The organism is Streptomyces sp. NTD91 (genome assembly GCF_059510455.1).
In genome coordinates, this window is the sequence record NZ_JCAJZW010000001.1 from 1 (window position 1) to 25,109 (window position 25,109).

20 protein-coding genes are annotated in these 25,109 nt (G+C 72.7%); 7 read left to right on the forward strand and 13 right to left on the reverse strand.

What is annotated here, in order from left to right:
• Positions 1–301 precede the first annotated feature (301 nt).
• Positions 302–1,309, reverse strand: coding sequence for a stage II sporulation protein M (locus AC5WRT_RS00005; protein WP_496091506.1), 1,008 nt, complete (start codon positions 1,307–1,309; stop codon positions 302–304).
• A gap of 142 nt (positions 1,310–1,451) precedes the next feature.
• On the opposite strand from AC5WRT_RS00005, the gene AC5WRT_RS00010 reads away from it, so the two are divergent.
• Complete coding sequence (locus AC5WRT_RS00010) at positions 1,452–2,378, forward strand: RDD family protein (protein ID WP_496091507.1); 927 nt, start codon at positions 1,452–1,454, stop codon at positions 2,376–2,378.
• A gap of 87 nt (positions 2,379–2,465) precedes the next feature.
• Here AC5WRT_RS00010 and AC5WRT_RS00015 read toward each other — a convergent pair whose 3' ends face one another.
• Both AC5WRT_RS00015 and ahcY read right to left on the reverse strand, forming a co-directional pair.
• A complete protein-coding gene (locus AC5WRT_RS00015; RefSeq protein ID WP_496091508.1) occupies positions 2,466–3,080 on the reverse strand; it encodes a hypothetical protein in 615 nt (204 codons plus the stop codon).
• 199 nt (positions 3,081–3,279) lie between these two features.
• Positions 3,280–4,737 carry an adenosylhomocysteinase gene (gene ahcY / locus AC5WRT_RS00020; RefSeq protein ID WP_496091509.1) on the reverse strand — a complete coding sequence of 486 codons (1,458 nt, stop codon included), beginning with the start codon at positions 4,735–4,737 and terminating at the stop codon, positions 3,280–3,282.
• A gap of 729 nt (positions 4,738–5,466) precedes the next feature.
• Between ahcY and lepB the strand changes: the two genes are divergently transcribed.
• Positions 5,467–6,135, forward strand: a complete 669-nt coding sequence (lepB, locus tag AC5WRT_RS00025; RefSeq protein WP_496091510.1) for a signal peptidase I — start codon at positions 5,467–5,469, stop codon at positions 6,133–6,135.
• Positions 6,136–6,172: 37 nt separating this feature from the next.
• Here the strand turns inward: lepB and AC5WRT_RS00030 are convergent, their stop codons facing one another.
• From AC5WRT_RS00030 to AC5WRT_RS00055, 6 genes are all read right to left on the reverse strand, one after another.
• A complete protein-coding gene (locus tag AC5WRT_RS00030; RefSeq protein WP_496091511.1) occupies positions 6,173–7,153 on the reverse strand; it encodes a cation diffusion facilitator family transporter in 981 nt (326 codons plus the stop codon).
• Between the two features lie 184 nt (positions 7,154–7,337).
• Positions 7,338–8,489 (reverse strand): mannose-6-phosphate isomerase, class I, encoded by a 1,152-nt coding sequence (gene manA, locus AC5WRT_RS00035; RefSeq protein ID WP_496099809.1) that lies wholly within the window; start codon positions 8,487–8,489, stop codon positions 7,338–7,340.
• 98 nt (positions 8,490–8,587) lie between these two features.
• On the reverse strand, positions 8,588–9,715 hold the full coding sequence (locus AC5WRT_RS00040; RefSeq protein WP_496091513.1) for an SIS domain-containing protein: 1,128 nt from the start codon (positions 9,713–9,715) through the stop codon (positions 8,588–8,590).
• A gap of 68 nt (positions 9,716–9,783) precedes the next feature.
• Entirely contained in the window at positions 9,784–9,954 is a 171-nt protein-coding gene (locus AC5WRT_RS00045) for a Trm112 family protein (protein WP_405821024.1), read from the reverse strand.
• A 220-nt stretch (positions 9,955–10,174) separates the two neighbouring features.
• Positions 10,175–11,539, reverse strand: a complete 1,365-nt coding sequence (locus tag AC5WRT_RS00050; protein WP_496091514.1) for a phosphomannomutase/phosphoglucomutase — start codon at positions 11,537–11,539, stop codon at positions 10,175–10,177.
• A 127-nt stretch (positions 11,540–11,666) separates the two neighbouring features.
• On the reverse strand, positions 11,667–12,089 hold the full coding sequence (locus AC5WRT_RS00055; RefSeq protein WP_078967596.1) for a DUF3499 domain-containing protein: 423 nt from the start codon (positions 12,087–12,089) through the stop codon (positions 11,667–11,669).
• Between the two features lie 431 nt (positions 12,090–12,520).
• Between AC5WRT_RS00055 and AC5WRT_RS00060 the strand changes: the two genes are divergently transcribed.
• Positions 12,521–12,973, forward strand: coding sequence for a metallopeptidase family protein (locus tag AC5WRT_RS00060; RefSeq protein WP_496091985.1), 453 nt, complete (start codon positions 12,521–12,523; stop codon positions 12,971–12,973).
• Positions 12,974–13,215: 242 nt separating this feature from the next.
• On the opposite strand, the gene AC5WRT_RS00065 is transcribed toward AC5WRT_RS00060, so the two are convergent.
• The 3 genes from AC5WRT_RS00065 to AC5WRT_RS00075 form a co-directional block, all read right to left on the reverse strand.
• Entirely contained in the window at positions 13,216–14,760 is a 1,545-nt protein-coding gene (locus AC5WRT_RS00065) for a DUF5719 family protein (protein WP_496091515.1), read from the reverse strand.
• Positions 14,757–18,425, reverse strand: coding sequence for a glycosyltransferase (locus AC5WRT_RS00070; protein WP_496099810.1), 3,669 nt, complete (start codon positions 18,423–18,425; stop codon positions 14,757–14,759). The genes AC5WRT_RS00065 and AC5WRT_RS00070 overlap by 4 nt, the downstream gene beginning before the upstream one ends.
• 193 nt (positions 18,426–18,618) lie before the next feature.
• Entirely contained in the window at positions 18,619–18,882 is a 264-nt protein-coding gene (locus tag AC5WRT_RS00075) for a WhiB family transcriptional regulator (protein WP_003975777.1), read from the reverse strand.
• Between the two features lie 604 nt (positions 18,883–19,486).
• Here AC5WRT_RS00075 and AC5WRT_RS00080 point away from each other — a divergent pair.
• The 4 genes from AC5WRT_RS00080 to AC5WRT_RS00095 all read left to right on the forward strand — a co-directional run bounded on the left by AC5WRT_RS00080 (position 19,487) and on the right by AC5WRT_RS00095 (position 23,553).
• Complete coding sequence (locus AC5WRT_RS00080) at positions 19,487–19,981, forward strand: cysteine dioxygenase (protein WP_496091517.1); 495 nt, start codon at positions 19,487–19,489, stop codon at positions 19,979–19,981.
• 33 nt (positions 19,982–20,014) lie between these two features.
• Positions 20,015–20,974 (forward strand): 2-phospho-L-lactate transferase, encoded by a 960-nt coding sequence (gene cofD / locus AC5WRT_RS00085; protein WP_496091518.1) that lies wholly within the window; start codon positions 20,015–20,017, stop codon positions 20,972–20,974.
• 188 nt (positions 20,975–21,162) lie between these two features.
• Entirely contained in the window at positions 21,163–22,446 is a 1,284-nt protein-coding gene (locus AC5WRT_RS00090; RefSeq protein ID WP_496091986.1) for a coenzyme F420-0:L-glutamate ligase, read from the forward strand.
• Positions 22,447–22,533: 87 nt separating this feature from the next.
• Complete coding sequence (locus AC5WRT_RS00095; protein ID WP_496091519.1) at positions 22,534–23,553, forward strand: DNA-3-methyladenine glycosylase family protein; 1,020 nt, start codon at positions 22,534–22,536, stop codon at positions 23,551–23,553.
• Between the two features lie 326 nt (positions 23,554–23,879).
• Here AC5WRT_RS00095 and manB read toward each other — a convergent pair whose 3' ends face one another.
• Positions 23,880–24,962, reverse strand: a complete 1,083-nt coding sequence (manB, locus tag AC5WRT_RS00100; protein WP_496091520.1) for a mannose-1-phosphate guanylyltransferase — start codon at positions 24,960–24,962, stop codon at positions 23,880–23,882.
• Positions 24,963–25,109 lie beyond the last annotated feature (147 nt).

Below are 25,109 nucleotides of genomic sequence, written 5' to 3' on the forward strand. Positions count from 1 at the left end.
CCGATCCGATTTCCTCGGTGCTTTCCAGGCACCGCGTTTGTCCCGCGGTTTTCCTTTCCGGCGACTCCGACTTTATCAGAAGCTTTTGACCGGTCAGACCGGTCACTCATTTCTGAGTCATCGGGAGGTGCTTCTGTGAGAAGTCGTTCTCGACACTCTCCGGAAGCTCATAGAGTCTAGTTGCGTCCTGTGAACCTGTCCAGTTCCAGGCAACTGTTTGAATCTACCTCCCCACGCCATCCGTGTCAACGGCTCTTGCGGGGCGAAGAGAGACTAGCAGCTCACAGGGCTGGAACGCACATCACGCGGCGGTGGGGACCGACGCGCTGCGGTCCGGCGGCTCGAGATCGCCGGTCTCACCAGCGCGGACCGCTCGGCCACCGAGGACGAAGACGTAGGTCAGGAAGGCCACCTCGGCCAGGACTCCGATTCCGATGCGGGCCCAGGTGGGCAGGCCGGACGGCGTGACGAAGCCTTCGATGGCTCCGGAGACCAAAAGGACCAGGGTGAGGCCGATCGCCATGCCCACCGCCGCGCGTCCCTCCTCCGCAAGAGCGGTGCGCCGGGTGCGGGGTCCCGGGTCCACGAGGGTCCAGCCAAGGCGCAGTCCCGTACCGGCGGCGACGAAGACGGCGGTCAGCTCCAGCAGGCCATGCGGCAGAACCAGCCCCAGGAAGGTGTCGAGACGGCCGGCGGAGGACATCAGGCCGAAACCGACCCCCAGGTTCAGCATGTTCTCGAACAGGATCCAGAGGACGGGCAGCCCCAGGAAGACGCCCAGGACCAGGCACATCGCGGCCGCCTGGGCATTGTTCGTCCACACCTGGGCGGCGAAGGCCGCCGCGGGATGGCTGGAGTAGTACGTCTCGTACTCGCCACCGGGTCGGGTCAGGTCACGCAGTTGGCTGGGCGCCGCGATCGACGACTGCACGTCCGGGTGAGTGCCGATCCACCAGCCGAGGAGGATCGCGAGGACCGTGGAGACGAGTGCTGTGGGTACCCACCAGTGACGGGCACGGTAGACGGCGGCGGGGAAGCCCTGGCCCAGGAAGCGTGTGACGTCACGCCACGAGGCGCGGCGGGTGCCGGTGACAGCGCTACGCGCGCGTGCCACGAGTTGGCTGAGCCGTCCTGTCAGCTGTGGGTCCGGCGCGCTGGACTGGATGAGGGACAGGTGGGTGGCTGTGCGCTGGTAGAGGGCGACGAGTTCATCGGCTTCGGCGCCGTTGAGGCGGCGCCGACGGCGGAGCAGGGCGTCGAGGCGGTCCCATTCGGATCGGTGTACGGAGACGAAGACGTCCAGGTCCATCGGGTCTGCCTGCTCCTCGGCTGGTCGTCGACTCTCGTCGCGGACGGTCTCGATCGCGTCCTGCGCGTACTACTGCGGCGCGGTGCGCTCACAGCTTGGCAGACTTGCGCTTCCGGGGGCAGATCGAGGAAGGACGGCGGGCGTGAGTGAGCTGGTGACGGGTGAGGCGGTGGCGCTCGAACTGCGGCCGGCGAAGCTGCCGAGCAGGGCGCTGGCCGTGTTGCTCGACCTGGCGGTGGCCGTGATCGCGTACGTCGTCGTCAGTATCGGTGTGGTGGTGTCGACCGCTTCGCTGGACGAGGCCGCGCAGACGGCGCTGTCGATCGCGACGTTCCTGCTGGTTCTGGTCGGCGGGCCGATCGCGGTGGAGACGCTCAGTCATGGGCGTTCGCTGGGAAAGCTGGCCTTCGGGCTGCGGGTGGTGCGGGACGACGGCGGCCCGATCCGGTTCCGGCACGCGCTGGTGCGCGGTGCGATCGGTGTGGTCGAGATCCTTCTGACGTTCGGCGTGATCGCGTGCATCGCCTCGCTGGTGTCGGCGAGAGGCCGGCGGCTCGGGGACGTGTTCGCGGGCACCCTGGTGGTGCGTGAGCGGATACCTGCCGGCCGAATCGGCTTCGTTCAGCCGCCGCCCGCGTGGCTGGCGGGGCGGTTCGCGCAGCTGGACCTGTCGGCCGTGCCGGACGGGCTGTGGCTCGCGGTCCGGCAGTACCTGACCCGGATGGGGCAACTCGACCCGCAGGTCTCGGTGGGGATGGCGCAACGGCTGGCAGCCGACCTCGCCGCGTGCACGGGCGCCCCGGTACCGCCGGACCTGCCCGCGGCCGCCTTCCTGGCCGCGGTGGTGCACGAGCGGCAGTCCCGTGAGGCGCGGCAGGCCCACGGCACCGGTGGCTACGCCCCGCCCACGGCCGCGCCCGGCACACCGGCCATGTATCGGCCGCCCGTCTCCGCGCAGCCGCCCTCCGCTCACGAACCCCCTTCTCCTCAGCCGCCCGCTTCCACTCGGCCACCTTCTGCTCACTCACCGGCCGATCACCCGAGCACCGGTTTCGTACCGCCGGTGTAAGGGCCGCCCGGAGCGCTTCCCTGGACCCGCCCGGCGGCCGTGCCGACGCCGGTCCAGCGCCCCCGCGTTCTCGCCGTCCGGCGGCGTTCAGCCGAACGTCGACGGCGGTGACTCGAGGTCCTCCAGCTCGACTCCGGGGGCGGCCAGGACGACGTCGCCGACGATGTGGACGGTGTGCCGTTCGCCGGTGTCCAGGGCTGTGACCTGGTATTCGTCCACGATCAGGGGGGCGTTGTCAGTGGCGTGTGCTTCGCTGTTCACGAGGGCCCAGGACTGGTCCACGGTGCGGGGGGCGAGGACCGGGTCCGTGAAGGCGACCAGCCGTACGCGGGTCGCGCCGGACGAGGGGGTGAGGCGCAGGAGACGGGCGGTGGCGACGAGGAACGCCGGGGACGTGCCGGCGAAGGCGTGGGCGCGCACATTGCCTTCGGTGGCATGGATTCCGGTGGGGTCGGTGCGGACCCAGGTGACGCCGTCGAGGGCGGCGCCGCGCACCTGCCACTCCCCGGCGTGGAGTTCGAGGCGGATGGGGCGACCCAGGTCGTCGAGGGCCAGGTCGACGGAGCCGCGCTGACGGCCGGCGGAGTCGGTCAGCCGGGAGACATAGCGCCAGCCGGACGGGCCGGGCGCGCACTGGAAGTGTTCTGCGCCGAGGGGGGTGTGATCGTGCGGATCGTGGAGCGAATAACGGCCGCGGGGCATGGAGGTCCTGGGTCTTGACGGGCTGACGGTCCGGCCGGGCTGCCGGTTTCCCCGTGCGGTTCCGGCGGACCGGTCAAAGAGGCAGGCCCCCGGCACGGGGGTGCGGGGGCCTGCCTCGGGAGCCTGCTGCCGGGGAGCGCGGCGGTGCACCGGCGCGCTCCCCGGCGGGCGGGACTACGGACTCGCCGGAGTCGTCGGCTCAGTAGCGGTAGTGGTCCGGCTTGAACGGGCCGTCGACGTCGACGCCGATGTACGCCGCCTGCTCCGGGCGCAGCCTGGTGAGTTTGACGCCGAGGGCGTCCAGGTGGAGACGGGCGACCCTCTCGTCGAGGTGCTTGGGCAGCACGTACACGCCGATCGGGTACTCATCGGGCTTGGTGAACAGCTCGATCTGGGCCAGGGTCTGGTCCGCGAAGGAGTTGGACATCACGAACGACGGGTGGCCGGTGGCGTTGCCGAGGTTCAGCAGGCGCCCCTCGGACAGCACGATGATCTTCTTGCCGTCCGGGAAGGTCCAGGTGTGGACCTGCGGCTTGACCTCGTCCTTGACGATGCCCGGCACCTTGGCCAGGCCGGCCATGTCGATCTCGTTGTCGAAGTGGCCGATGTTGCCGACGATCGCCTGGTGCTTCATCCGCGCCATGTCCGAGGCGAGGATGATGTCCTTGTTGCCGGTGGTGGTGATGAAGATGTCGGCGGTCTCGACGACCTCGTCGAGGGTGGTCACCTGGTAGCCGTCCATCGCCGCCTGCAGCGCGCAGATCGGGTCGATCTCGGTGATGATCACCCGTGCGCCCTGGCCGCGCAGCGACTCGGCGCAGCCCTTGCCCACGTCACCGTAGCCGCACACGACGGCGGTCTTGCCGCCGATCAGGACGTCGGTGGCGCGGTTGATGCCGTCGACCAGCGAGTGCCGGCAGCCGTACTTGTTGTCGAACTTCGACTTGGTGACCGAGTCGTTGACGTTGATCGCCGGGAAGAGGAGGGAGCCGTCGCGCTGCATCTCGTACAGGCGGTGGACACCGGTGGTGGTCTCCTCGGTGACGCCACGGATCTCCGAGGCCAGCTGGGTCCACTTCTGGGGGTTCTCGCCCAGGGTGCGGTGCAGCAGCTGGAGGATGACGCGGTGTTCGTCGGACTCGGCGGTGTCCAGGGCCGGGACCTCACCGGCCTTCTCGTACTCGACGCCCTTGTGGACGAGGAGGGTGGCGTCGCCGCCGTCGTCCAGGATCATGTTGGGGCCGCCGGTGGAGCTGTCCGGCCAGGTCAGCGCCTGCTCGGTGCACCACCAGTACTCCTGGAGGGTCTCGCCCTTCCAGGCGAAGACCGGGATGCCCTGCGGGTCGTCGGGCGTGCCGTTGGGGCCGACGGCGATGGCGGCGGCCGCGTGGTCCTGGGTGGAGAAGATGTTGCAGGACGCCCAGCGGACCCGGGCGCCGAGGGCGACCAGGGTCTCGATCAGGACGGCCGTCTGCACGGTCATGTGCAGGGAGCCGGTGATGCGGGCGCCGGCGAGCGGCTGGGCCTCGGCGTACTCCCTGCGGATCGCCATCAGGCCGGGCATCTCGTGCTCGGCGAGGGTGATCTCCTTGCGGCCGAACTCGGCCAGCGAGAGGTCGGCGACCTTGAAGTCCTGTCGGTTCTCGACAGTCGTCATTACGAGCTGCTCCTCGGTATTGGGTCGAGGTGGGTACGGCTGGTCTGCGCGGCGGCGGACACAGGAATGCCCGAGAAGAGGACACTGGCATGCCCACGTACGCGCAGCGCAGTCCGTCGGAGGCCCTCTCTCCCTCGGTCGGTCCGCACCGGACCGCCCGACCGCCATCAGCAGCGACGTCTGGCTCCGTCCCAAGCTACACCGGACGGCCCGGTCGGCCCCAGTCCGCCTCCTGCCGCTTCCGGCCGCCCGCGGGACGGTCCCGGGGTGGGTGCGTGGGCGGAGCCGCGCGGACACGTGTGCGGACTGCGTCGGACGGCAGCTCGCGGAACAGGGCGAACGGCCACTCACGCAGCTTGGGGCGGGGTGGGATTGCGCATGCAGGGGAACCGGGAACGTCCGGTTTCGCTCACGGGGCGTCCGGGACGGCCCCTACGGCGAAGAGGGCCGGGGGATCGACGTGACCGGCCAGGTCGGCCCGCCCTCCCCGGGTGGCGGCGCCGGCGCGCGCCGGCGGGCGGAGCCGCCGACGGTGACCGCCTCGTGTTCATGATCGTCGCACCGGAGGCGATCGCGGGCGGTCGTGCTCGAGGAGCCGGCCAAGGCGGGGTGAGCAGAGCCCGCCGCTCCGGCACTGTCGGCCGGACGCCGGGGGGGCTCCCCGCGCAGCGGCTGGGCGAACGGGGGTTATTCTCCGCGGCGTCGGCAGGAGCATGGGGAGGGCGCGGTATGGCGGGCAGAGGGCGGGGACGAGGGCTGGGGATCTCGGCGCTCGTGGTGGGGCTGCTGGGGCTGGTGCTGGGAATCGGCGCCTTCGTCTACGGGCGGGCCGCGTACGGGGTCTCGAGCGTGGGCGGTGACAGTATGCGGCCGTCGTACGAACGGGGCGACAAGGTCGTCTGGGAGAGGGTCGACGGCGGCCAGGTGCGGCGCGGTGACGTCGTGGTGTTCACGCCGCCGGAGTCCTACGGGGTCGGCGGCCCTCTCATGAAGCGGGTCGTCGGTGTGGGCGGGGACCGGGTGAAGTGCTGCACGCTCGTGGGTGGGCGGGAGCGGGTGACCGTGAACGGCAGGCCGATCGAGGAGCCGTACGTGTACGGCGGTGACGCCGACGGCGCGCACAGGCCGTACGACGTGAGGGTCCCGCAGGGGCGGCTGTTCCTCCTCGGCGACTACCGTGCGAACTCCCAGGACTCGCGCTTCCACCTCGACGAGCAGAGCGGGACGGTGTCCGCGGAGGCGGTGCGCGGCCGGGTGACGGACGACCGCACGGTCCCGGCGCTGCTGGGGACGGCCCTGGTCCTCGGTGTCGTGCTGTTCCTCGTCGGCGTCGGCCTGGGCATCGGCTTCCTCGCCGTGCGGCGGCGGAAGGCGCCGCCGGTGCCGCCGATGCCCTGACCGGCGCCGCCCATGGGGACCTGAGGGAGCGGAGCCGTCAGTGCCCGGCCGCGTGGGGATTCGGTCCGCCCGGGGTGGCCTCCGGGTCCGGGCCCTTGGCGGCCTCCGCCTCGCTGTAGACGTCCGGTTCGAGGTAGATGACGCGAGCCATGGGGACGGCGGCGCGGATGCGGGCCTCGGCCGCGTCGATGGCGCTCGCGACCTCGGCGGCCGTGTCGTCGTGCCGGACGGCGATCTTGGCGGCGATGAGCAGTTCCTCGGGGCCGAGGTGGAGCGTGCGCATGTGGATGACGCGGGTGACGGTGTCGCCGTCGACCATCGCGGTCTCGATCCGCTCGACCACGTCGGCGCCGGCAGCCTCGCCGAGCAGCAGCGACTTGGTCTCGGCGGCCAGGACCAGGGCGATGCAGACGAGCAGGACACCGATGCAGACGGTGCCGATGCCGTCCCAGACGCCGTCGTCGGTGAGTACCGCGAGACCGACGCCGAGCAGGGCGAGGACCAGACCGATCAGCGCGCCGAAGTCCTCCAGCAGGACGACCGGCAACTCGGGGGCCTTGGCGCGGCGGATGAACTGCGCCCAGGAGAGTCTGCCGCGTAGTTCGTTGGACTCCTTTATGGCCGTGCGGAACGAGAAGCCCTCGGCGACGACCGCGAAGACCAGGACGCCCACCGGCCAGTACCAGTGCTCCAGTTCGTGCGGGTGGCTGATCTTCCCGTAGCCCTCGTAGATGGCGAACATGCCGCCGATGGAGAACAGGACGATCGAGACCAGGAAGGCGTAGATGAAGCGCTCGCGGCCGTAGCCGAACGGGTGCTGAGGGGTCGCCTCGCGCTGGGCCTTCTTGCCGCCGACGAGAAGCAGGAACTGGTTGCCGGAGTCGGCGAGCGAGTGGACGCCCTCGGCCAGCATCGACGAGGAGCCGCTGAACGCGAACGCCACGAACTTCGACGCCGCGATCGCGAGGTTGGCCCCCAGTGCCGCCACGATCGCCCTGGTACCGCCTGACGCGCTCATGTGTTCGCGTTGTCCCTTCGCCTCTGAAGCCCCTCGGACCCCGCGAAGCCTGTCGGAGCCCGCGGAGGCCCTCCCACGTACGGCCACGCCGTCCGGGCGCGTGCCCGGCTTTGCCCGGCCTTTGCCGGTGGGCCATTCTTGCAGCCCGGCCGGGCTCCGCGGCTTCAGGTATCCACAACCCCGGTCATACGATCACAGTGGCGCGGAAGATCGTGCCCGTGCCCGAGACCTCCGCCGTCTCACCGGCCGGGACGAAGACCGAGTGGCCGGGTCCGAGGTCGTGTTCGCCGGCCCGGACCGAGCCGGCGGTGCAGAGCAGGATCTGCGGGGCGCCGAGGGTGAGGTCGCGGGAGGGGCCGCCCTCGGAGAGGACGTACCGGGAGAGGCGGAACTCGTCGATCGGCGTGTCGTAGATCTCCTCGCCGGCCGGGGACGCCTCCGGGCGCAGCACGCCCGGATCGGCCGCCTCGAAGCGGACGATGCGCAGGAGCTCGGGGACATCGACGTGCTTGGGGGTCAGGCCGCAGCGCAGGACGTTGTCGGAGTTGGCCATGATCTCGACGCCGAGGCCGTTCAGGTAGGCGTGCGGGACGCCGGCGCCGAGGAACAGTGCCTCGCCGGGCTGCAGGCGGACGTGGTTCAGCAGCATGGCCGCGATGACGCCGGGGTCGCCCGGGTAGTGCTGGGCGATGTCGGCGTAGGGGGCGTGGTCGCCGCCCAGGCCGGCGCAGGCCGCGCCGGTCTCGGCGACCGTCTGCGCCATCGCCTCCGGGTCGGCGGTGAGGATCGCGGTGAGGACTTCGCGCAGGGCCGCGTCCTCCGGCTTGGCGCGCAGCAGGTCGACGTACGGCTTGAGGGAGGCGACGCCGAGCGCTTCGAGCAGGTCGGCGGCCCGGTCCGGGGCGCGGAAGCCGCACAGGCCGTCGAACTCGGTGAGGGCGCAGATCAGTTCGGGCTTGTGGTTGGCGTCCTTGTAGTTGCGGTGCGGGGCGTCGACCGGGATGCCGCGGCGCTCCTCGTCGGCGTACCCCTCCTTCGCCCGCTCAAGGTCGGGGTGCACCTGGAGGGAGAGCGGGGCGCCCGCGGCGAGGATCTTGAGGAGGAAGGGCAGCCGCGGGCCGAACTTCGCCACGGCCGCCTCGCCCAGTTCGGCCTCCGGCTTCGCGTCGATCAGGTCGGCGAGGCTACCGCGCGCGGTGCGCGAGGGTGCGCCCGGGTGCGCGCCCATCCACATCTCGGCCTGCGGCTCACCGGTCGGCTCGACGCCGAGCAGCTGCGGAATGGCGGTGGGAGAACCCCAGGCGTAGGGGCGGACGGTGTTGTCGAGGCGGTCCATGTGTCTTCTCTGTCTCCGTACGTACAGCTGACCAGCCGGCGCACGCGGTGCCGCGGGCCGTGCTGGTGTGGGCGCGGGTGGTCCGGCCCGCAGCCAGATCAGGCCCTCGAAGCGAGCGCCAGGTAAACGGCGGCGAAATCCGTGACGGCGATCAGTTCCGCGAGGGTCTCCAGTTCGCCGCCCTCCTCCGGTTCGAGTTCGCTGATCGGCGTGTCGTGGCTGAGGGCCAGATCACGGGCGGCGGGAGCGGCGGTGAGGCCGCCGATCGGGCGGTCGCGCAGGAGTACTACGCGCGCGTGCAGCGCGGGCGGCTCCTCGACCCGGTCACGGAAGAAGTCGTCGGGGTCGGCGCTGGCGGCCAGCGGACCGGCCAGCAGGGCGCTGTGCGCGGAGAGCGCCTCGGGAAGCTCGGCGACGAGCGCGGGGCGGCCGGCGAGTTCGGCGAGGGCGGCGGCGAAACGGCGTCCGGCGGGGCCCGCCGAGGTCCCTTCCGTCCACACGACGGGCAGCGCGTCGGCGAGTTCGGCGGCGAGGGTCTTGGCCGGGTTGCTGTAGGTGGCGATGGCCGGGCCGCAGCGCTCGGCGATGTGGTCCAGGCGGTCGGCGACCTTCTGCAGGGCGTCCGGCGGAGCGCTGATCAGCCCGACGCGGTCGAGCAGCGCCAGCAACGGGGTGAGCAGCGCCCAGAACACGCCAGGGGCGGACGCGGCGAGCGGTTCCTCCTGGTCGTACGGCGCCCTCGCCATCGGTACGAACAGGCCGTGGGAGCCGCCGACCGCCTCGGCGAGGGGGGTGCCGACCGGGGCCACGGCGACGACCGAGCAGCCTCGGCGGTAGGCCTGGTCGGTGAGGAGGGTGAGACTGGGCTCGGTGCCGTCCGGAGTGGCGATCAGGAGCAGGTCGACGGACCCGGCCCAGCCCGGCAGTTCCCAGCGCAGGGCGCCCGCGGCCGGGGCGACGCCGGTGGGGGCCAGGCGGACCACGGGGCTGCCGGGACCGGCCAGGGTGCCGAGGAGGTCGGCGGTGTGGGCGGCGGCGGCGCCGGGGCCGGCGATGAGGACGGCGCGCGGGCGGCCGTCGGGCTTGAGGTCGCCGACGCCGGTCTCGGCGGCGTGCCGGGCGGCGGTGCGGACGCGGGCGCCGGCCTCGGCGGCGCCGCGCAGCAGGCCTCGGCGGTCGGCCTCGGCGAGGCCCTCCGGGGTGTCGAGCAGCGATTCGTCCAGCATGGGCGGCTCCGATCGCCGGGGTCCTGTGCGGGTTTCTACGACGTTCGTCTACGACGCGAAGCGCCTCGTCACGCGGGGCGGCGGGCCTCGTCCACGAGGAGGACCGGGATGCCGTCGCGGACGGGGTAGGCGAGGCCGCAGTCCTGGCCGGTGCAGATCAGCTCGGTGTCCTGCTCCTTGAGGGAGGCGTGACAGGCCGGGCAGGCGAGGATCTCCAGGAGGCCGGCTTCGAGCGGCATGGGGTGTCCCTTCAGGGGTCGTTTCTCTGGCCGGTGGTCAGCGTACCGCTGGTGGGCGGGCCGAGCCGGGCTGCCGCCCAGGCGGCAGCGTCCCCTGGGCGGCAGGTTCGCCCGCCGGTCCCGGAAGCGAGGCGGCGGCGCCGCGAGGGGACGACGGAGGGGCGAGGGACCGGGTGCCGCCCCGCTCCCTGCGTCGTGCCCGGCACCGGCAGGCGTCGTGTCACGCCCTGATGATCGCCAGCGCCTCGTCGCGGATCTTCGCCATCGTCGCCTCGTCCTTCGCCTCGGCGTTCAGGCGCAGGAGCGGCTCGGTGTTGGAGGGGCGGACGTTGAACCACCAGTCCGCGGCGGCGACCGTGAGGCCGTCGAGGTCGTCCAGGGTGACGTCGGCGCGGCCCTCGTACGCGGAGCGGATCGCGACGAGGCGGTCCGCCTGGTCGGCGACGGTGGAGTTGATCTCGCCGGAGCCGGCGTAGCGGTCGTACTGGGCGACGAGGGCGGACAGCGGACCGTCCTGGCCGCCGAGGGCCGCGAGGACGTGCAGGGCGGCCAGCATGCCCGTGTCGGCGTTCCAGAAGTCCTTGAAGTAGTAGTGCGCGGAGTGCTCGCCGCCGAAGATCGCTCCGCTGCGGGCCATCTCGGCCTTGATGAAGGAGTGGCCGACGCGGGTGCGGACCGGGGTGCCGCCGTTCTCCCGCACGACCTCCGGCACCGTACGGGACGTGATCAGGTTGTGGATGATCGTGCCCTCGCCGCCGTGGCGGGCGAGTTCGCGGGCGGCGACCAGCGCGGTGATCGCGGACGGGGAGACCGGGTCGCCGTGCTCGTCCACCACGAAGCAGCGGTCGGCGTCGCCGTCGAAGGCGATGCCGAGGTCGGCGCCCTCCGCGGGGACCCGCTTCTGCAGGTCCACCAGGTTGGCCGGGTCGAGCGGGTTGGCCTCGTGGTTGGGGAAGGTGCCGTCCAGTTCGAAGTACATCGGCACGAGGGTCAGGGGCAGGCCGGAGAAGACCGAGGGGACCGTGTGGCCGCCCATGCCGTTGCCCGCGTCGACCACGACCTTCAGGGGGCGGACGGAGGTCAGGTCCACGAGGGAACGGAGGTGCACCGCGTAATCCTCCAACGTCTCGCGGGAGGAGAGGGTTCCCGGCCGGTCGACCGGCTCGGGAGCGCCCGACTCCAGCCACCGCTCGACCAGTTCGCGGATCTGCGCGAGGCCGGTGTCCTGGCCGACCGGGGCCGCGCCCGCACGGCACAGCTTGATGCCGTTGTACTGGGCCGGGTTGTGGGAGGCGGTGAACATCGCGCCGGGCAGGTCCAGCGCGCCCGAGGCGTAGTACAGCTGGTCCGTGGAGCACAGGCCGATCTCGGTGACGTCCGCACCGCGGTCCGCGGCGCCGCGTGCGAAGGCGCGGGACAGGCCGGGGGACGAGGGCCGCATGTCGTGGCCGACGACGATGGCCGCCGCGCCCGTCACCTCCGCGAAGGCGGCGCCGAAGAGCCCGGCCAGTGACTCGTCCCACTGGTCCGGAACCACTCCGCGTACGTCGTACGCCTTCACGATCTGCGACAGATCAGCAACCACGGCCAACCCTCCTGAAAGTTCTATGGGTGCCCACAAACTACCCGTCCGGGGTAAGGGCGTGGTGTGCGGACACCTGGTGGACGCCGGGTCGTGACGGCCGGTGGGGACCGCCTGGGTTCGGGCCGGCTCAGTTGTCCGGGGAGCGCAGGACGCGCAGATGGCCCCGGCGGGCGACTTCCATGGGGTCCGCCGTACGGGCTCCGCCGCCGGCCTCGGCCGCGCGCTCCTGGGGGCGGGCGGCCTCGCGCACGGCGTTGGCGAGCGCTTCCAGGTCGTCCCCGCTGGGCCGCGCGGGGGCCGAGCCGTCGAGGAGGCGGACGACCTCCCAGCCGCGGGGGGCGGTGAGGCGTTCGGAGTGCTCGGCGCACAGGTCGTAGCAGTGCGGCTCGGCGTAGGTGGCGAGCGGGCCGAGGACCGCGGTCGAGTCGGCGTAGACGTACGTCAGCGTCGCGACGGCGGGTCGGCCGCAGGCGGTGCGCGAACAGCGACGTACAGGGCTCACGACGTTGGACGGTACCGCACTCTTGAGCGGGCCGCGACGACTCTCCACCAGGTCACTCCACCGTGTCGTGCTGTGAAACGCCCCACACACCCCTTCGGGGACCCCTCGCTGACCTGCGTGGACGGGTTCTCGGCGGGTTTTGTGCGGGACTCGATACGGTCATGAGTCAGTACAAACACCGTCAATTGCCTTGAGTTCGCCGGTCTTGGAGGGTTACGGAAACGAGCCAGACCTTGGCCGGAATGGTCATCCTGCGACACGGCGCGGAGAGGACCGGTCGAAACAGGGTGCGGCCGATCGGGGGCGGGCTGATCGGCGGGGATCTTGATCGGTCGGGGCCGTGGCGGGCGGCGGTGTGGCTGGTCCGGTGGGTCGCGGCCGGCTGGTCCCCACAGGGTGGGGTGGCTGGTCGGACGGCGGGGACGGTTGCCGTGTGGGGTCGGGCGGGGAGGGCGAGCGGGGACTACGCTTCCCCAGTGATGGACAACCGTGTACCGCCCCGTGCCGCCGGCCCCGGGCCCCGTCGCCGTGATCGTCACGGGCGGGGCATGCGGGGGCCGATCGCGCCGCCGCAGGTGCCGCTGGCGGCCAGCCGTGCCGATGTGTTCGCGGACCTGGTGCAGGACTCCGTGGACCGTCTCGAACGCAACTGGCCGCAACTGGCCGACATCGATTTCCTCGTCCTGGAGGTGCCCCGGCTGGACGGACGGGGCGAGCAGGCGTGGAACGACGAGGCCGTGCCGTTGGGCGGGGTGGTACCCGCGCGGGACGGGCGGCGGGCGCGGGTGGTCGTGTACCGGCGGCCGGTGGAGATCCGGACCAAGGGACGGGACGAGCGGGCCGCGCTGGTGCACGAGGTGGTCGTGGAGCAGGTGGCGGAGTTGCTGGGGCTGACTCCGGAGACTGTGGATCCTCGGTACGGGGAGGACTGACACGGCGGCCGCTGCCGGGTGGACACCGTCCCGCCGCGTCACCGCCCGCGGCCGGCAACTGCGTACGACGTGCGTCCCGCCGCCGGGTGGTACCCGCCCCGCTGTGGATACGCCCGCCGCTGCTGGATGGGAGCCGCCCCAGCAGCACCGCTGCCCCTGGTCACACGCGCGTCCGGACCGAGGGTTCTTCCGCGCCGCCCCCGTCGTGTCGGCGCTTCTTGTGCCCCCGGCCCGTCTCGGCTCTATTTCTGCAGCACCGACAGGTCCTCCGACGTCTTCGGTACCGCCACCAGTCCCCGGTCGTTCGGGAGGATCTGGATGGTGAAACCCGGGACTCCGGATTCGGTGGCGGAGAGGGTTCGGGAGGCGTAGACGGGGCCGCCCGAGACGGTTTCGACGGTGAGGGCGTAGGTGCCCTGCAGGCCGGAGGGAACCGGGACGGCCACGTCCTGGGTGGTGCCGGACTTGATGGTGTACGTCTTCGTCGACGCCGTACCGCCGTCGCTGCCCGCCGACGCCGTGACCTTGACCGTGGCCGTGGCGGTAGGCGCGGTCAGGGAGAGGGTCGTGCCCTTGGCGCTGTTGTCGGCCGAGGTCGCGCGCGTGCCGACGGGCGCGGTGGCCGGGATGAACGCCGTCTCCTGCTTGTCGCCCTTGCCCCGGACCACCCGCAGGGCCGCCACGACCGGCACCGACTGGTCCGTGGGGGTCAGGACGAGCGAGCCGGCCTCGCCTCTGGTGACGTCGCCGAGGTCGGCCGTCGTCGTCATGCCGGACTTCACGTGCAGGGTGTCGTTGCCCGCCGGGGCGATGAGGCCGTCGGGCGAGGCCAGGCGGACCTTCAGGTCGGCGTCGTCGCCGCCGGGGGTGAAGGCGATCAGGCGGACGTCGGTGGCGTCCTTGGGGATACCGGGCAGGACCAGGCTGCCGGCCGGGTCGGCGGCCGCTGCCAGCCAGTCGCCGCCCGCCTTGTCGTCCAGGGCCTGCACCGACGCCCCGACCCGGCCGCTGCGCACGCTGACGTGCACGGTCAGATCGGCCTGCTGTTCGTCGGTGAGCGTGGAGAGCAGGATCGGCTTGCTCGCGTGCGGCGGAATGGTCTGGTTCTCCCCGAGCGAGGACTTGATCGCGCCGTCCTTGCCGTACAGCTCGATGTCGACGACCGCGGCGGAGTCGTCGGGGTTGGTCAGGTGGAGGTAGTCGGTACGGTCGGCGGCCGTACTGGCGCCGGGGAACCAGAAGTCGGTGTCCGCGGGGGTGCAGTTGACGCCCTGGAGGCCGCGCCCGGTACCGGCGGCGACCTCGGTGGTCTCCTGGACGGTCCAGCCGGGCGCGAACTTCCCGTCGGCGGTGCCGATGAGCGCGGGCGCGTCGGCGCCGGAGGTGTCGCCGGTGACCGGGGTGCCTGGCGCCTTGGGGGTGAGTACCGGCTGGTCCGCCGTCTTCTTGCCTCCCTTGGAGCCCTTGTTCCCCTTGGCGCCCTTGGCGCCCTTGCCCGCCGGGGAGGTGTTCGTGCTGTCCGCCGACTGCCCGTCGGCCGCCTGCAGTTGGGCTTTGCCGGTGCTCGCCGTGCCCTGGGTGACGGGCGTGAACGACGTGTACGACGTGTCGGCGATGTCCGAGATGCTCGGGGCCGGGCACAGCAGGCTCGTGCGCTGCACCGGGAGTTCGGCGGCCGCCTTGGGGGCGGAGGCGCCGGACGCGGACGGGCCGGCGAACGCGGCGAACGCCGTGACGGCGGCCAGTGCGCCGGTGCCGGCGATCAGGGACAGGGTGGGGCGGTTCACTGCTGGCTCCCGTCGGGGCGCTCGCTGCCGGTGCCGTGGGGGTGCTGGGCCGCGGCCGGGTCGTAGTCCTGCTGGGCGGGGTCGTACGCCGGGTGGTAGCCCTGCTGATAGCCCGTCGGGTCGTACGCCATCCGGCCCGCCGTGCCGTCGAAGGCGTACGGGTCGTACCGGCCCGGCTGCTGGTAGGGGTCTGCGGCCGGATACGTCTGCTGGTCGTAGCCGGAGGGCTGGTACTGGGCGCCGTCGTCCTGGTACTGGTCGGCGGCGTAGGCCGCGTATTCGGCGCTCGCGCAGGAGTCCTGCTCCCACTCGCCGTACGCCTGCTGGTGCGGTACGGCGGCCGGGGGCTCCTCCGGCAGGGGGGGTGCCGTGGGCTGCTCGTCGCCGGCCTGCTCCTCGGCCTGGGCACGCAGGCGGCGCGCGCGGCGGCCCTCGCCGGCGGTGGCCTGGGCGGGCAGCGGCTCCTCCTCGGGGAGGTCGTCGTCGACGTCGCGGCGACGGCCGGGCAGGGCGAGGACCACCAGGACGACGGCGAGCGCGCCCTTGGCCCACAGCCAGGCGGTGTGGGTGATCGGGTCGTCGTAGGTGACGTCCAGCCTTCCGCCGTCGGAGGGCAGTTGGAAGCCCTGGGCCCAGCCGTCGACGGTGGTGCGCGTGAGCGGCTTGCCGTTGAGGGTGGCCGTCCAGCCGTCGGACGCGGCGTCGGCCAGGCGCAGGACGCGGCCCGCGGAGCCGGCCGGAACGGTGGTGTGGATCTCCACCGGTCCGGCGCTGACCGGCCGTGGGGTGCCCGAGCCGCCGGCGGGGACGATGGTGGCGCGGGAGACCTCCTGGTCGACGCGGTACAGCGCGCTGCCCTGCTGCTGGCTGAGCCGGGTCAGGCCGGGAGTGGTGTCGAGGACGCGGGTGATGTCGCGGGGCGCGCCCTTGTGGACGAGGACGTACCGCACGGCGAAGCCGCCGAGTTCGTCGGTCTGGTCGGCGCCGGAGCCGGCCACGAGGTTGGCGACGACCTGGTCCAGCCGGGTGTTCTCGCCGTCGGCGGCACCGGCCTCGGCGTCGCCCATGCGGGCGCCGGAGCCGCGGACCAGGGTGTAGCGCACGCGCGCGGTGGAGTCGCTGTCCAGGATCAGGGTGCGGGCCCGGTCGCCGGTGGTGGAGTCCTCCGCGACGAAAGCGGGCACCTGGGTCGGGTCGCGGCGCTCCAGGGGGCCGTCGGCGCCGCGGATCATCCAGCCGGCGGCGACGAGCAGCGGGCCGGCGGCCGAGGCGAGGGCGATCAGGGCGGCGACGGGCTGGCGCCAGCCGAAGCTCTGCTCGGCCACACGCGCGCGTGCGCCGTCGGCGCCGAGGGCCGCGGCGGCCAGCAGGGCGATGCCGTAGACGAGGGTGGCCGGTCCGGCCCAGGCGGACCTGTTGGACAGGACGGCGAAGACGAGGCCCAGCAGGGCGACGGCCCAGGCGGTGCGGACGGCCAGCCGGCGTGCGGAGCGCAGGAGGGCGGCGAGGGCGGCGAGGACGATGCCGATCAGCATCAGGCCGTGCACCGTCCCGGGGCCGCCGGGGCTGGCGCCGAGCAGGTCGAGCGCGGAGGCGGCCGAGGGCCCGTAGGTCAGGCCGGCCTCCTTGAGGAAGCCGGACGGGAACAGGGCCAGCGACCAGGGGGCGAGCACCAGCAGCGGGGTGCCGAGCTGGGCGAGGAAGCGCAGGGCGTGGGCGACCAGGTCGCCGCGGCGCAGCACGAGCACACCGATGCCGAGGACCAGCGCTATCGGCCAGACGATCGGCGTGAAGGCGGTGGTGATGGTCAGCAGCAGGGCGTACGCCCACGTGGCCCGCCAACTGCCGCGTGTGCCCGAGCGGTTCGCGAGGCCGCTCGCGGCGACGCCGGCGCGCGCGATGAGCGGCAGCAGCACGGCGAGGACGGCGGTGCCGATGCGGCCGCCGGCGAGGGCGCCGGTGATGGCGGGCAGGAAGGCGTAGACGACGGCCGTCCATGCGCGCAACAGCCGGGAGGTGACGAGCGGCCGGGACGCGAAGTAGGCGGTGAATCCGGCGAGCGGCACGGAGGCCACCAGCAGGACGGTGACGGCCAGTCCGGTGGAGCCGAACAGGATCGTGGCGAGGGCGGCGACGATCGCGAGGTAGGGCGGGGCGGACGAGGTGCCGCCCGCGCCGACCGGATGCCAGCTGTCGGCGAAGCGGGACCACAGGTCGCCGGCGCCGGCCGGGGCGGGCAGCAGGGCGCCGCCCGCGAGGGCGCCGCCGCCGAGCAGGGCGCGGCAGGCCACCAGGGAGATCAGCAGCAGGGCGAGGAAGAGCACGGGGCCGGGCCTGCGGGCGATCCGCTTGAGCCGGGCGAACTGCTCGACCTCCAGGAAGTCGGCGTCGTCGCCGCCGGGCCCGGACTCCACGCCGCCGCCGTGCCGGCCGGCCGGGGAGGTGTCGTCGGTGCCGCTGGTGAAGTTCGCGGCGAGCTGTTCGACGGTGGCCCGGATGGTGGCGCCGGGCGGCGGGAAGAGCCGGCGCAGCTCGGCCTTGTCGATCTGCGGGCGGCCTCGGCGGTGCCGGGCGGCGATGATCCGGCCCGGGCGCAGCAGCGTGGCGAGCAGGCCGCGGATCTCGTCGACGGCCTGGCCGGGCACTTTGCCGACGAGATAGGCGACGGTCCGCAGGAGCGTGCCGAGCACGAGCCGCAGGAACACCCAGGGCAGGGCGGCGCCGCGGGTGTTGACGAGCAGGGTGTAGACGGCGCCGGCCTTGTCGACCTTGTGGGGGGAGGCGGCGGTGCGACCGACGCAGTCGACGGTGCGGCGCTCCCGGGAGGCGGCCTCGGCGTGCCGTACGACGGCGTCGGGGGCGATCAGGACGCGGTGGCCCGCGGTGTGGACGCGCCAGCACAGGTCGACGTCGTCGCGCATCAGGGGCAGCCGGCGGTCGAAGCCGCCGAGCTGTTCGAAGACGTCGCGGCGGATGAGCATGCCGGCGGTGGAGACGGAGAGCACGGTGCGCACGTGGTCGTGCTGGCCCTGGTCCTGTTCACGGCGGTCCAGGCCGGTCCAGCGGCGGCCGGAGTGGGCGATGGTGACGCCGACCTCGAGCAGCTGCCTGCGGTCGTACCAGCCGCGCAGCTTGGGGCCGACGACCGCAACGTCGTCGCGGCCCAGCTCCAGTTCGTTGTCGACGACCCGCAGCAGCTCGGCGAGGGCGTCGGGTTCGGGGGCGCAGTCGTCGTGCAGCAGCCAGAGCCACTGGACGGGCTCGCCGTACGGCAGGTCGGGCAGGTCGTACGCGTCGTCACGCCACGTGCGCGTGACAGGGTCCCAGCCGCTGGGGCGCTTGAGGTAGGGCAGCTCTTCGGGGGTGAGCAGCGGGGCGGTGCGGCTCGCCTCCTCGACGGCCTGGCCGAAGCCGGTGCGGCGGGCGAGGTGCAGCACGTTCGCGTCGCCGAGGGACTCGCCGAGCAGCCGGGCGGAGTCGTCCGCGCTGCCGGTGTCGGCGGCCACCGCGTACTGGACGGGGCGCTCCTGGCCGAGCAGGCCGGCGAGGGCGTCGGGCAGCCAGCGGGCGCCGTCGTGGGAGACGAGGACCGCGGTCACCACATGACGCGGGAACTCAGGTGTGGCGGCGCCGTCTTGGGCTGCCGTTTGGCTGTGCACGGACATCGAGGTACGGGCCCCGGTTCGATGGACTGCGGTGGACGCCTGTGCCCTCTCGGGGGCCGAGGGGACAGCGGGGCGTCTCGGACGAGCGACCACACTATCGGCTGACCATGACGACGGCCCGCCGCCTGTGGATAACCCACCGGTGACGGGCCGTTCGTGACGTTTTGGTGTGGATGGGCGTGCCCGGGCGCACTCAGACGGCGGCCTTCTTGAGGCGACGGCGCTCCCGCTCGGACAGGCCGCCCCAGATGCCGAAGCGCTCGTCGTTGGCGAGGGCGTACTCGAGGCACTCGGAGCGGACCTCGCAGGCGAGGCAGACCTTCTTCGCCTCTCTGGTGGAGCCGCCCTTCTCGGGGAAGAAGGACTCGGGGTCGGTCTGGGCGCACAGCGCGCGCTCCTGCCAGCCGAGTTCCTCGTCCGCGTCGTCGACCAGCAGTTGCTGCACCAGCTCGGTCATGTGCGCCCCTCGTCTGTCTTTCGCGTCCCCGTGTGTAGCCGTCGCTACCGATTTCGGCTGAACGACACGAGTGAAATTACAAGTGTGCTGCTCCGGGCGAGTCAAGCCGAGATCTGCTATTGAGCCCGTTATTCACTCTGCGGAACCAAGGCCATGCGGAAAGTGTTCAAATCGCCATAAACCTTGACACGCAGGCGAGGCCCGGAAGGGCGGTCGAACCTCGTACAGAACTCTGTACGAAGAAAGACGTCCCCGCGTTCGATCGCGTTGCACGAACTTGAACGCTCGGATGTGCGCCATGTGTCCCGGGTTCCCGATGAACAAACCTTTCACCCGACAGATGAACCGGAAGAGGTGAAACCCGTCCCACATGCCGGGCCCGAAGTTGACAGCACAGGTGTGAACCGATGTCCTAGTGGGCATGCTCGCGCACTCGGCACCCACCTCGACCCGCACCGCCGGGTCCTTCGGTGCTGCCCGGGGTCGCTGTAGCTGTTGTCGCTGTTCCAGCTGTTGAGCCATACCCGCTCCAGCTGTCCGCCGGGTCCCCCGCGGCCCGGCGCCCGTTCCCTCCGACTTTCCCGCCCCGAGGACCAGGCACCCCATGAACAGCGACAACGACCTCCAGATCGCCGGCGACATCCTCGAGGTCCCGCACCTGCTGCAGCCGCCGCGCGAGCACCCGGTGACCGTGGCCGAGTTCGCCGGGCTCGCCCGCTCGATCGCCGCCGACCGCTCCCAGTGGGCCCACCTGGTGCGCTACGACGCGACCACCCGCTGGTACCACCGGCTGCGCACCGGCCCCGGATACGAGGTGTGGCTGCTGTCCTGGGTGCCGGGGCAGGGCAGCGGGCTGCACGACCACGGCCGCTCCTGCGGTGTCCTCACCGTCCTCGAGGGCACCCTCACCGAGCACACGGAACGCGCCACGCGCGCGTTGACGGCGGGTGCGCAGCGGGTGTTCGCGCCGGGGTACGTCCACGAGGTCGTCAACGACACCCTGGAGCCGGCGGTCAGCCTGCACGTGTACCACCCGGGCCTGACCGCGATGCCGATGCACCCGGCCCCGCAGTGCGAGGCTCGTCCGGTGACTGCCTGACGCGTTGTCGTACCCGCCTGCAAGACTTGGGTCATGCGCATTGTGGTTCTAGCAGGCGGCATCGGTGGTGCCCGGTTCCTGCGCGGTCTGAAGCGGGCCGTGCCGGACGCGGACGTCACGGTGATCGGCAACACCGGCGACGACATCCACCTCTTCGGGCTGAAGGTCTGCCCGGACCTGGACACGGTGATGTACACGCTGGGCGGCGGCATCAACGACGAACAGGGCTGGGGGCGGGACGACGAGACCTTCCATCTGAAGGAGGAGCTGGCGGCCTACGGGGCGGGGCCGGACTGGTTCGGCCTCGGCGACCGGGACTTCGCCACGCACATAGTGCGCACGCAGATGCTCGGCGCGGGCTATCCGCTCAGCGCCGTCACCGAGGCGCTGTGCGACCGCTGGAAGCCGGGCGTGAGACTGATCCCGATGACCGACGACCGTGTCGAGACGCACGTGGCCGTGGAGGTCGACGGCGAGCGCAAGGCGGTCCATTTCCAGGAGTACTGGGTACGGCTGCGCGCCTCGGTCCCGGCGGAGGCGGTCGTGCCGGTGGGCGCCGAGCAGGCCAAGCCGGCACCCGGTGTGCTGGAGGCCATCGCCGAGGCGGACGTCATCCTCTTCCCGCCGTCCAACCCGGTCGTGTCCATCGGCACCATCCTCGCCGTGCCCGGCGTCCGGGAGGCCATCGCGGACGCGGGCGTCCCCGTGATCGGCCTGTCCCCCATCGTCGGGGACGCGCCCGTGCGCGGCATGGCCGACAAGGTGCTCGCCGCGATCGGCGTGGAGTCCACGGCCGCCGCGGTCGCCGAGCACTACGGCTCCGGACTGCTGGACGGCTGGCTGGTGGACACCGTGGACGCGGCCGCGGTCGAGCGGGTCGAGGCGGACGGCATCCGCTGCCGGGCCGTACCACTGATGATGACCGACGTCGACGCGGCCGCGCAGATGGCACGGGAGGCCCTGGCGCTGGCCGAGGAGGTGCGGGGAGCGTGAGCACGGCGGGGGCCGGCAGGACGGGCACCGAGGCGGTCGAAGGCAGGGCCGGGGCGGGCGCCGTGGCCGGCTCGCGGGCAGTGCGGACACAGGCGGCCGGCCCGGCGGCACCGGATGCAGCGGTGGCCGACGCGGGGACGGCCGCCGTCAGGGCGTCCGGACCGGGTCCCGGTGAGAGCGCCAGGTTCCTGGTCTGGGCGGTGCAGGGGATTCCCGAGGTGCGGACCGGGGACGACCTCGCCAAGCTGATCGCCGCCGCCGAGCCGGGGCTGGCCGAGGGGGACGTAGTGCTCGTCACCTCCAAGATCGTCTCCAAGGCGGAGGGGCGGATCGTACGGGCGGCCGACCGGGAGACTGCCATCGACGCCGAGACCGTCCGGGTCGTGGCCCGGCGCGGCGCGCTGCGCATCGTGGAGAACCGGCAGGGCCTGGTCATGGCCGCCGCCGGGGTCGACGCCTCCAACACCCCTGCCGGGACGGTGCTGTTGCTGCCCAAGGACCCGGACGCGTCCGCGCGCGCGATCCGCGACGGGTTGCGCGCGGCCCTCGGCGTCGACGTGGGCGTGCTCGTCACCGACACCTTCGGACGGCCATGGCGCTCGGGGCTCACGGACGTGGCGATCGGGGCGGCCGGTGTGCACGTGCTGGACGATCTTCGGGGCGGCACGGACGCGTACGGCAATCCGCTCAGCGCGACCGTCGTCGCCACGGCGGACGAACTGGCCGCCGCGGGCGACCTGGTGAAGGGCAAGGCGGCCGGGCGGCCCGTCGCCGTGGTGCGCGGCCTGTCGCACGTACTGGCCCCCGAGGACGGCGAGGGCGCGCGGGCGCTGGTGCGGACCGCGCGGGACGACATGTTCCGCCTCGGCACGTCCGAGGCGGTCCGGGAGGCGGTGACCCAGCGGCGTACGGTGCGCGCGTTCACCGACGAGCCCGTGGACCCCGGCGCGATACGGCGCGCGGTGGCCGCGGCGGTCACCGCGCCGGCCCCGCACCACACCACGCCCTGGCGGTTCGTGCTGCTGGAGTCGGCGGAGTCCCGGACCCGGCTGCTGGACGCGATGCGGGACGCCTGGATCGCCGACCTGCGCCGGGACGGCAGGAGCGAGGAGTCCGTGGCGAAGCGGGTGCGGCGCGGCGACGTGCTGCGGGGCGCACCGTATCTGGTCGTGCCGTGCCTGGCCATGGACGGTTCGCATCACTACGGGGACGCGCGGCGGGACGGCGCCGAGCGGGAGATGTTCGTCGTCGCGATGGGCGCCGGCGTGCAGAACCTGCTGGTCGCGCTGGCCGGTGAGCGGCTGGGCTCGGCGTGGGTGTCGTCCACGATGTTCTGCCGCGACGTGGTGCGCGAGGTGCTGGCGCTGCCCGCGGACTGGGACCCGATGGGCGCGGTGGCGGTCGGGCATCCGGCCGAGGAGCCGAGACCGCGGCCGGAGCGGGACGCGGCGGCGTTCGTCGAGGTGCGCTGAGTTCGGGCCACCCGCTCGCCCGTGAGCGCCTAGTCTCTTAGGGACGACACCGGCACCGCTTCCCCCAAGACCCCACAGGACCCCTTCGTGGCAGGACGTTTCGCTCAGCGCCCCACGCGTACCACGGTGCGCGGCGGCCAGGTCGGCGTGCCCGCGGGCGCCGCCGGGATACCGCGGCAGGCCTCGGCGTCCGCTCGGGTACGACGGTGGGTGCCGGACGGGCCGCTCGATCTCGGGCTGGTGCTCGGACCGCTGCGGCGCGGGCCCGCCGACCCCACGTTCCGGGCGACAGCGGACGGCTCCGTGTGGCGGGCCTGCCGTACGCCCGCCGGGCCGGGCACGCTGAGGGTGCGGGCGTACGGCCCGGAGGCGCTCGGCGAGGCGTGGGGGCCGGGGGCGGAGTGGCTGCTGGACCGGTTGCCCGAGTTGCTCGGGGCGGCCGACGAGCCGGAGGCGTTCGTGCCGCGGCACCGGGTGGTGGCGCTGGCGCGGCATCGGCGGCCGGGGCTGCGGCTGACGCGGACCGGGCTGGTGCTGGAGTCGTTGATCCCGTCGGTGCTGGAGCAGAAGGTCACCACCGACGAGGCGTATCGGGCGTGGCGGTTGCTGGTACGGCGGTTCGGGGAACCGGCGCCGGGACCCGCGGGCGCGTCCCAGCGGCCGATGTTCGTGATGCCTGCGCCGCGGACCTGGGCGTTGATCCCGTCCTGGGAGTGGCATCGGGCCGGCGTCGACGACAAGCGGGCGTCGACGATTCTGCGGGCCGTGCGGGTCGCTGCGCGGCTGGAGCAGGCGGTGGGGATGCCGGCGGTCGAGGCCCGGGCGCGGTTGGAGATCGTGCCGGGGGTGGGGCCGTGGACGTCGGCGGAGGTCGTGCAGCGCAGTCACGGGGCGGCGGATGCGGTGACGGTCGGGGACCTGCATCTGCCGGGGATCGTGGGGTGGGCTCTCGCGGGGGACCGGCATGCCGACGACGAGGTGATGCTGCGGTTGCTGGAGCCCTACTCCGGGCAGCGGCATCGCGCGGTCCGGTTCATCCTGCTGAGCGGTCATGTACCGGCGCGCCGGGCGCCGAAGATGCCTCGGGTGGACATCGGGTTGCTGTGAGCGGCGCGTCACGGCGCCCTGGGCCGCGGCCGCCACCGGGCGTTCGGTCCGCCGGTGTCGGCGAAGTGCCCGGTGCTGCCCCGCCCGAGGACCTTTCGCGCAGCCCGCTCGCCCGTCCCGCCTGGGGGCCAGGCCCTCGGGGCAGTGGGGGAGACGACGACTGCCCGCGGCTGCGTGCGAGATGCGGCGAGCGCCGCGAAAGAGGCACGGGGAACCGGGCGAACAGGCACGGCACGCCCGCTGGTGCAGGACCGGCGGTCGTGTGCCTGAGGGGACCCGGGGGCGCAGCTCCCGCGTGGGGCGGCGTCCCCCGGGGCATCCTGCACCTACTGGTCCGAAGAGAAACGCACCGCGCCCGCCGGGATGTGGGCGTCGCACCAGACGCGCACGCCCTCGCGGAGTTCGTTGTCTGCGCCGATGACAGCGCCGTCGCCGATGACCGCTCCGGTGAGGACGGTGCGTTCGCCGACGCGGGCCCTCGTCCCGATGAGGGAGTCGGTGATGACGGCGCCGGGCTCGATGACGGCGCCCGGCAGGATCGTGGAGCCGAAGACCCGCGCGCCCTCGGCCACGAACGCGCCCTCGCCGACCACGGTGCCCCCGGTCAGCTTGGCATCCGGCGCCACCGTGGCCGTGGGAAGGATCAGACGGTCGCCGCAGCGGCCGGGGACGGCGGGGGACGGGGCGCGGCCCAGGACCAGGTCCGCCGAGCCGCGGACGAAGGCCGCGGGGGTCCCCAGGTCCAGCCAGTAGGTCGAGTCGACCATGCCCTGGAGGTGGGCGCCCGTCGAGAGGAGATCGGGGAACGTCTCGCGTTCCACCGACACCGGCCTGCCCAGCGGGATCGTGTCGATCACCGAGCGGCGGAAGACGTAGGCCCCCGCGTTGATCTGGTCGGTGACGATCTCCTCCGGCGTCTGCGGCTTCTCCAGGAAGGCGAGGACACGGCCGTTCCCGTCCGTGGGGACGAGACCGTAGGCACGCGGGTCCGTGACCTTGGTGAGGTGCAACGACACGTCCGCGCCCGCGGTCTGGTGCGTGTTCACCAGCGCCCTGATGTCCAGGCCGGTCAGGATGTCGCCGTTGAAGATCAGCACCGGGTCGTCGGGCCCGGAGTGCAGGCGTGAGGCGACGTTGCGGATGGCACCGCCCGTGCCGAGGGGCTCCTCCTCCGTCACGTACTCGATGTGCAGCCCCAGGGAGGAGCCGTCGCCGAAGTACGGCTCGAACACCTCGGCCAGATAGCTCGTGGCGAGGACGATGTGGTCCACGCCGGCGGCCTTGGCGCGCGCCAGCTGGTGCGTGAGGAACGGCACCCCGGCGGCCGGGACCATGGGCTTGGGCGTGTGCACCGTGAGCGGACGCAGCCGGGTGCCTTTGCCGCCGACCAGGAGGATCGCTTCTGTCACCTGTCGTCTCTGCTTCCTGCCGGGACCGGCCGAACTTCTCGTTTCACTCGTTTCGGCCGGTCAGTGTACGCAGACCGTAGCGGCGGCACCCTTGACAACCACGCTGTTTCCCACGAGATCGGTGAGAGAACGGTGTGAGTGCGGCGA

Bases quoted from the DNA above. Each gene is read 5' to 3' on its own strand.
- AC5WRT_RS00005 (WP_496091506.1), bottom strand. From the start codon at position 1,309: ATGGACCTGGACGTCTTCGTCTCCGTACACCGATCCGAATGGGACCGC.
- AC5WRT_RS00015 (WP_496091508.1), bottom strand. From the start codon at position 3,080: ATGCCCCGCGGCCGTTATTCGCTCCACGATCCGCACGATCACACCCCC.
- ahcY (WP_496091509.1), bottom strand. From the start codon at position 4,737: ATGACGACTGTCGAGAACCGACAGGACTTCAAGGTCGCCGACCTCTCG.
- lepB (WP_496091510.1), top strand. From the start codon at position 5,467: ATGGCGGGCAGAGGGCGGGGACGAGGGCTGGGGATCTCGGCGCTCGTG.
- AC5WRT_RS00030 (WP_496091511.1), bottom strand. From the start codon at position 7,153: ATGAGCGCGTCAGGCGGTACCAGGGCGATCGTGGCGGCACTGGGGGCC.
- manA (WP_496099809.1), bottom strand. From the start codon at position 8,489: ATGGACCGCCTCGACAACACCGTCCGCCCCTACGCCTGGGGTTCTCCC.
- AC5WRT_RS00040 (WP_496091513.1), bottom strand. From the start codon at position 9,715: ATGCTGGACGAATCGCTGCTCGACACCCCGGAGGGCCTCGCCGAGGCC.
- AC5WRT_RS00045 (WP_405821024.1), bottom strand. From the start codon at position 9,954: ATGCCGCTCGAAGCCGGCCTCCTGGAGATCCTCGCCTGCCCGGCCTGT.
- AC5WRT_RS00060 (WP_496091985.1), top strand. From the start codon at position 12,521: ATGGACAACCGTGTACCGCCCCGTGCCGCCGGCCCCGGGCCCCGTCGC.
- AC5WRT_RS00070 (WP_496099810.1), bottom strand. From the start codon at position 18,425: ATGTCCGTGCACAGCCAAACGGCAGCCCAAGACGGCGCCGCCACACCT.
- AC5WRT_RS00075 (WP_003975777.1), bottom strand. From the start codon at position 18,882: ATGACCGAGCTGGTGCAGCAACTGCTGGTCGACGACGCGGACGAGGAA.
- AC5WRT_RS00080 (WP_496091517.1), top strand. From the start codon at position 19,487: ATGAACAGCGACAACGACCTCCAGATCGCCGGCGACATCCTCGAGGTC.
- cofD (WP_496091518.1), top strand. From the start codon at position 20,015: ATGCGCATTGTGGTTCTAGCAGGCGGCATCGGTGGTGCCCGGTTCCTG.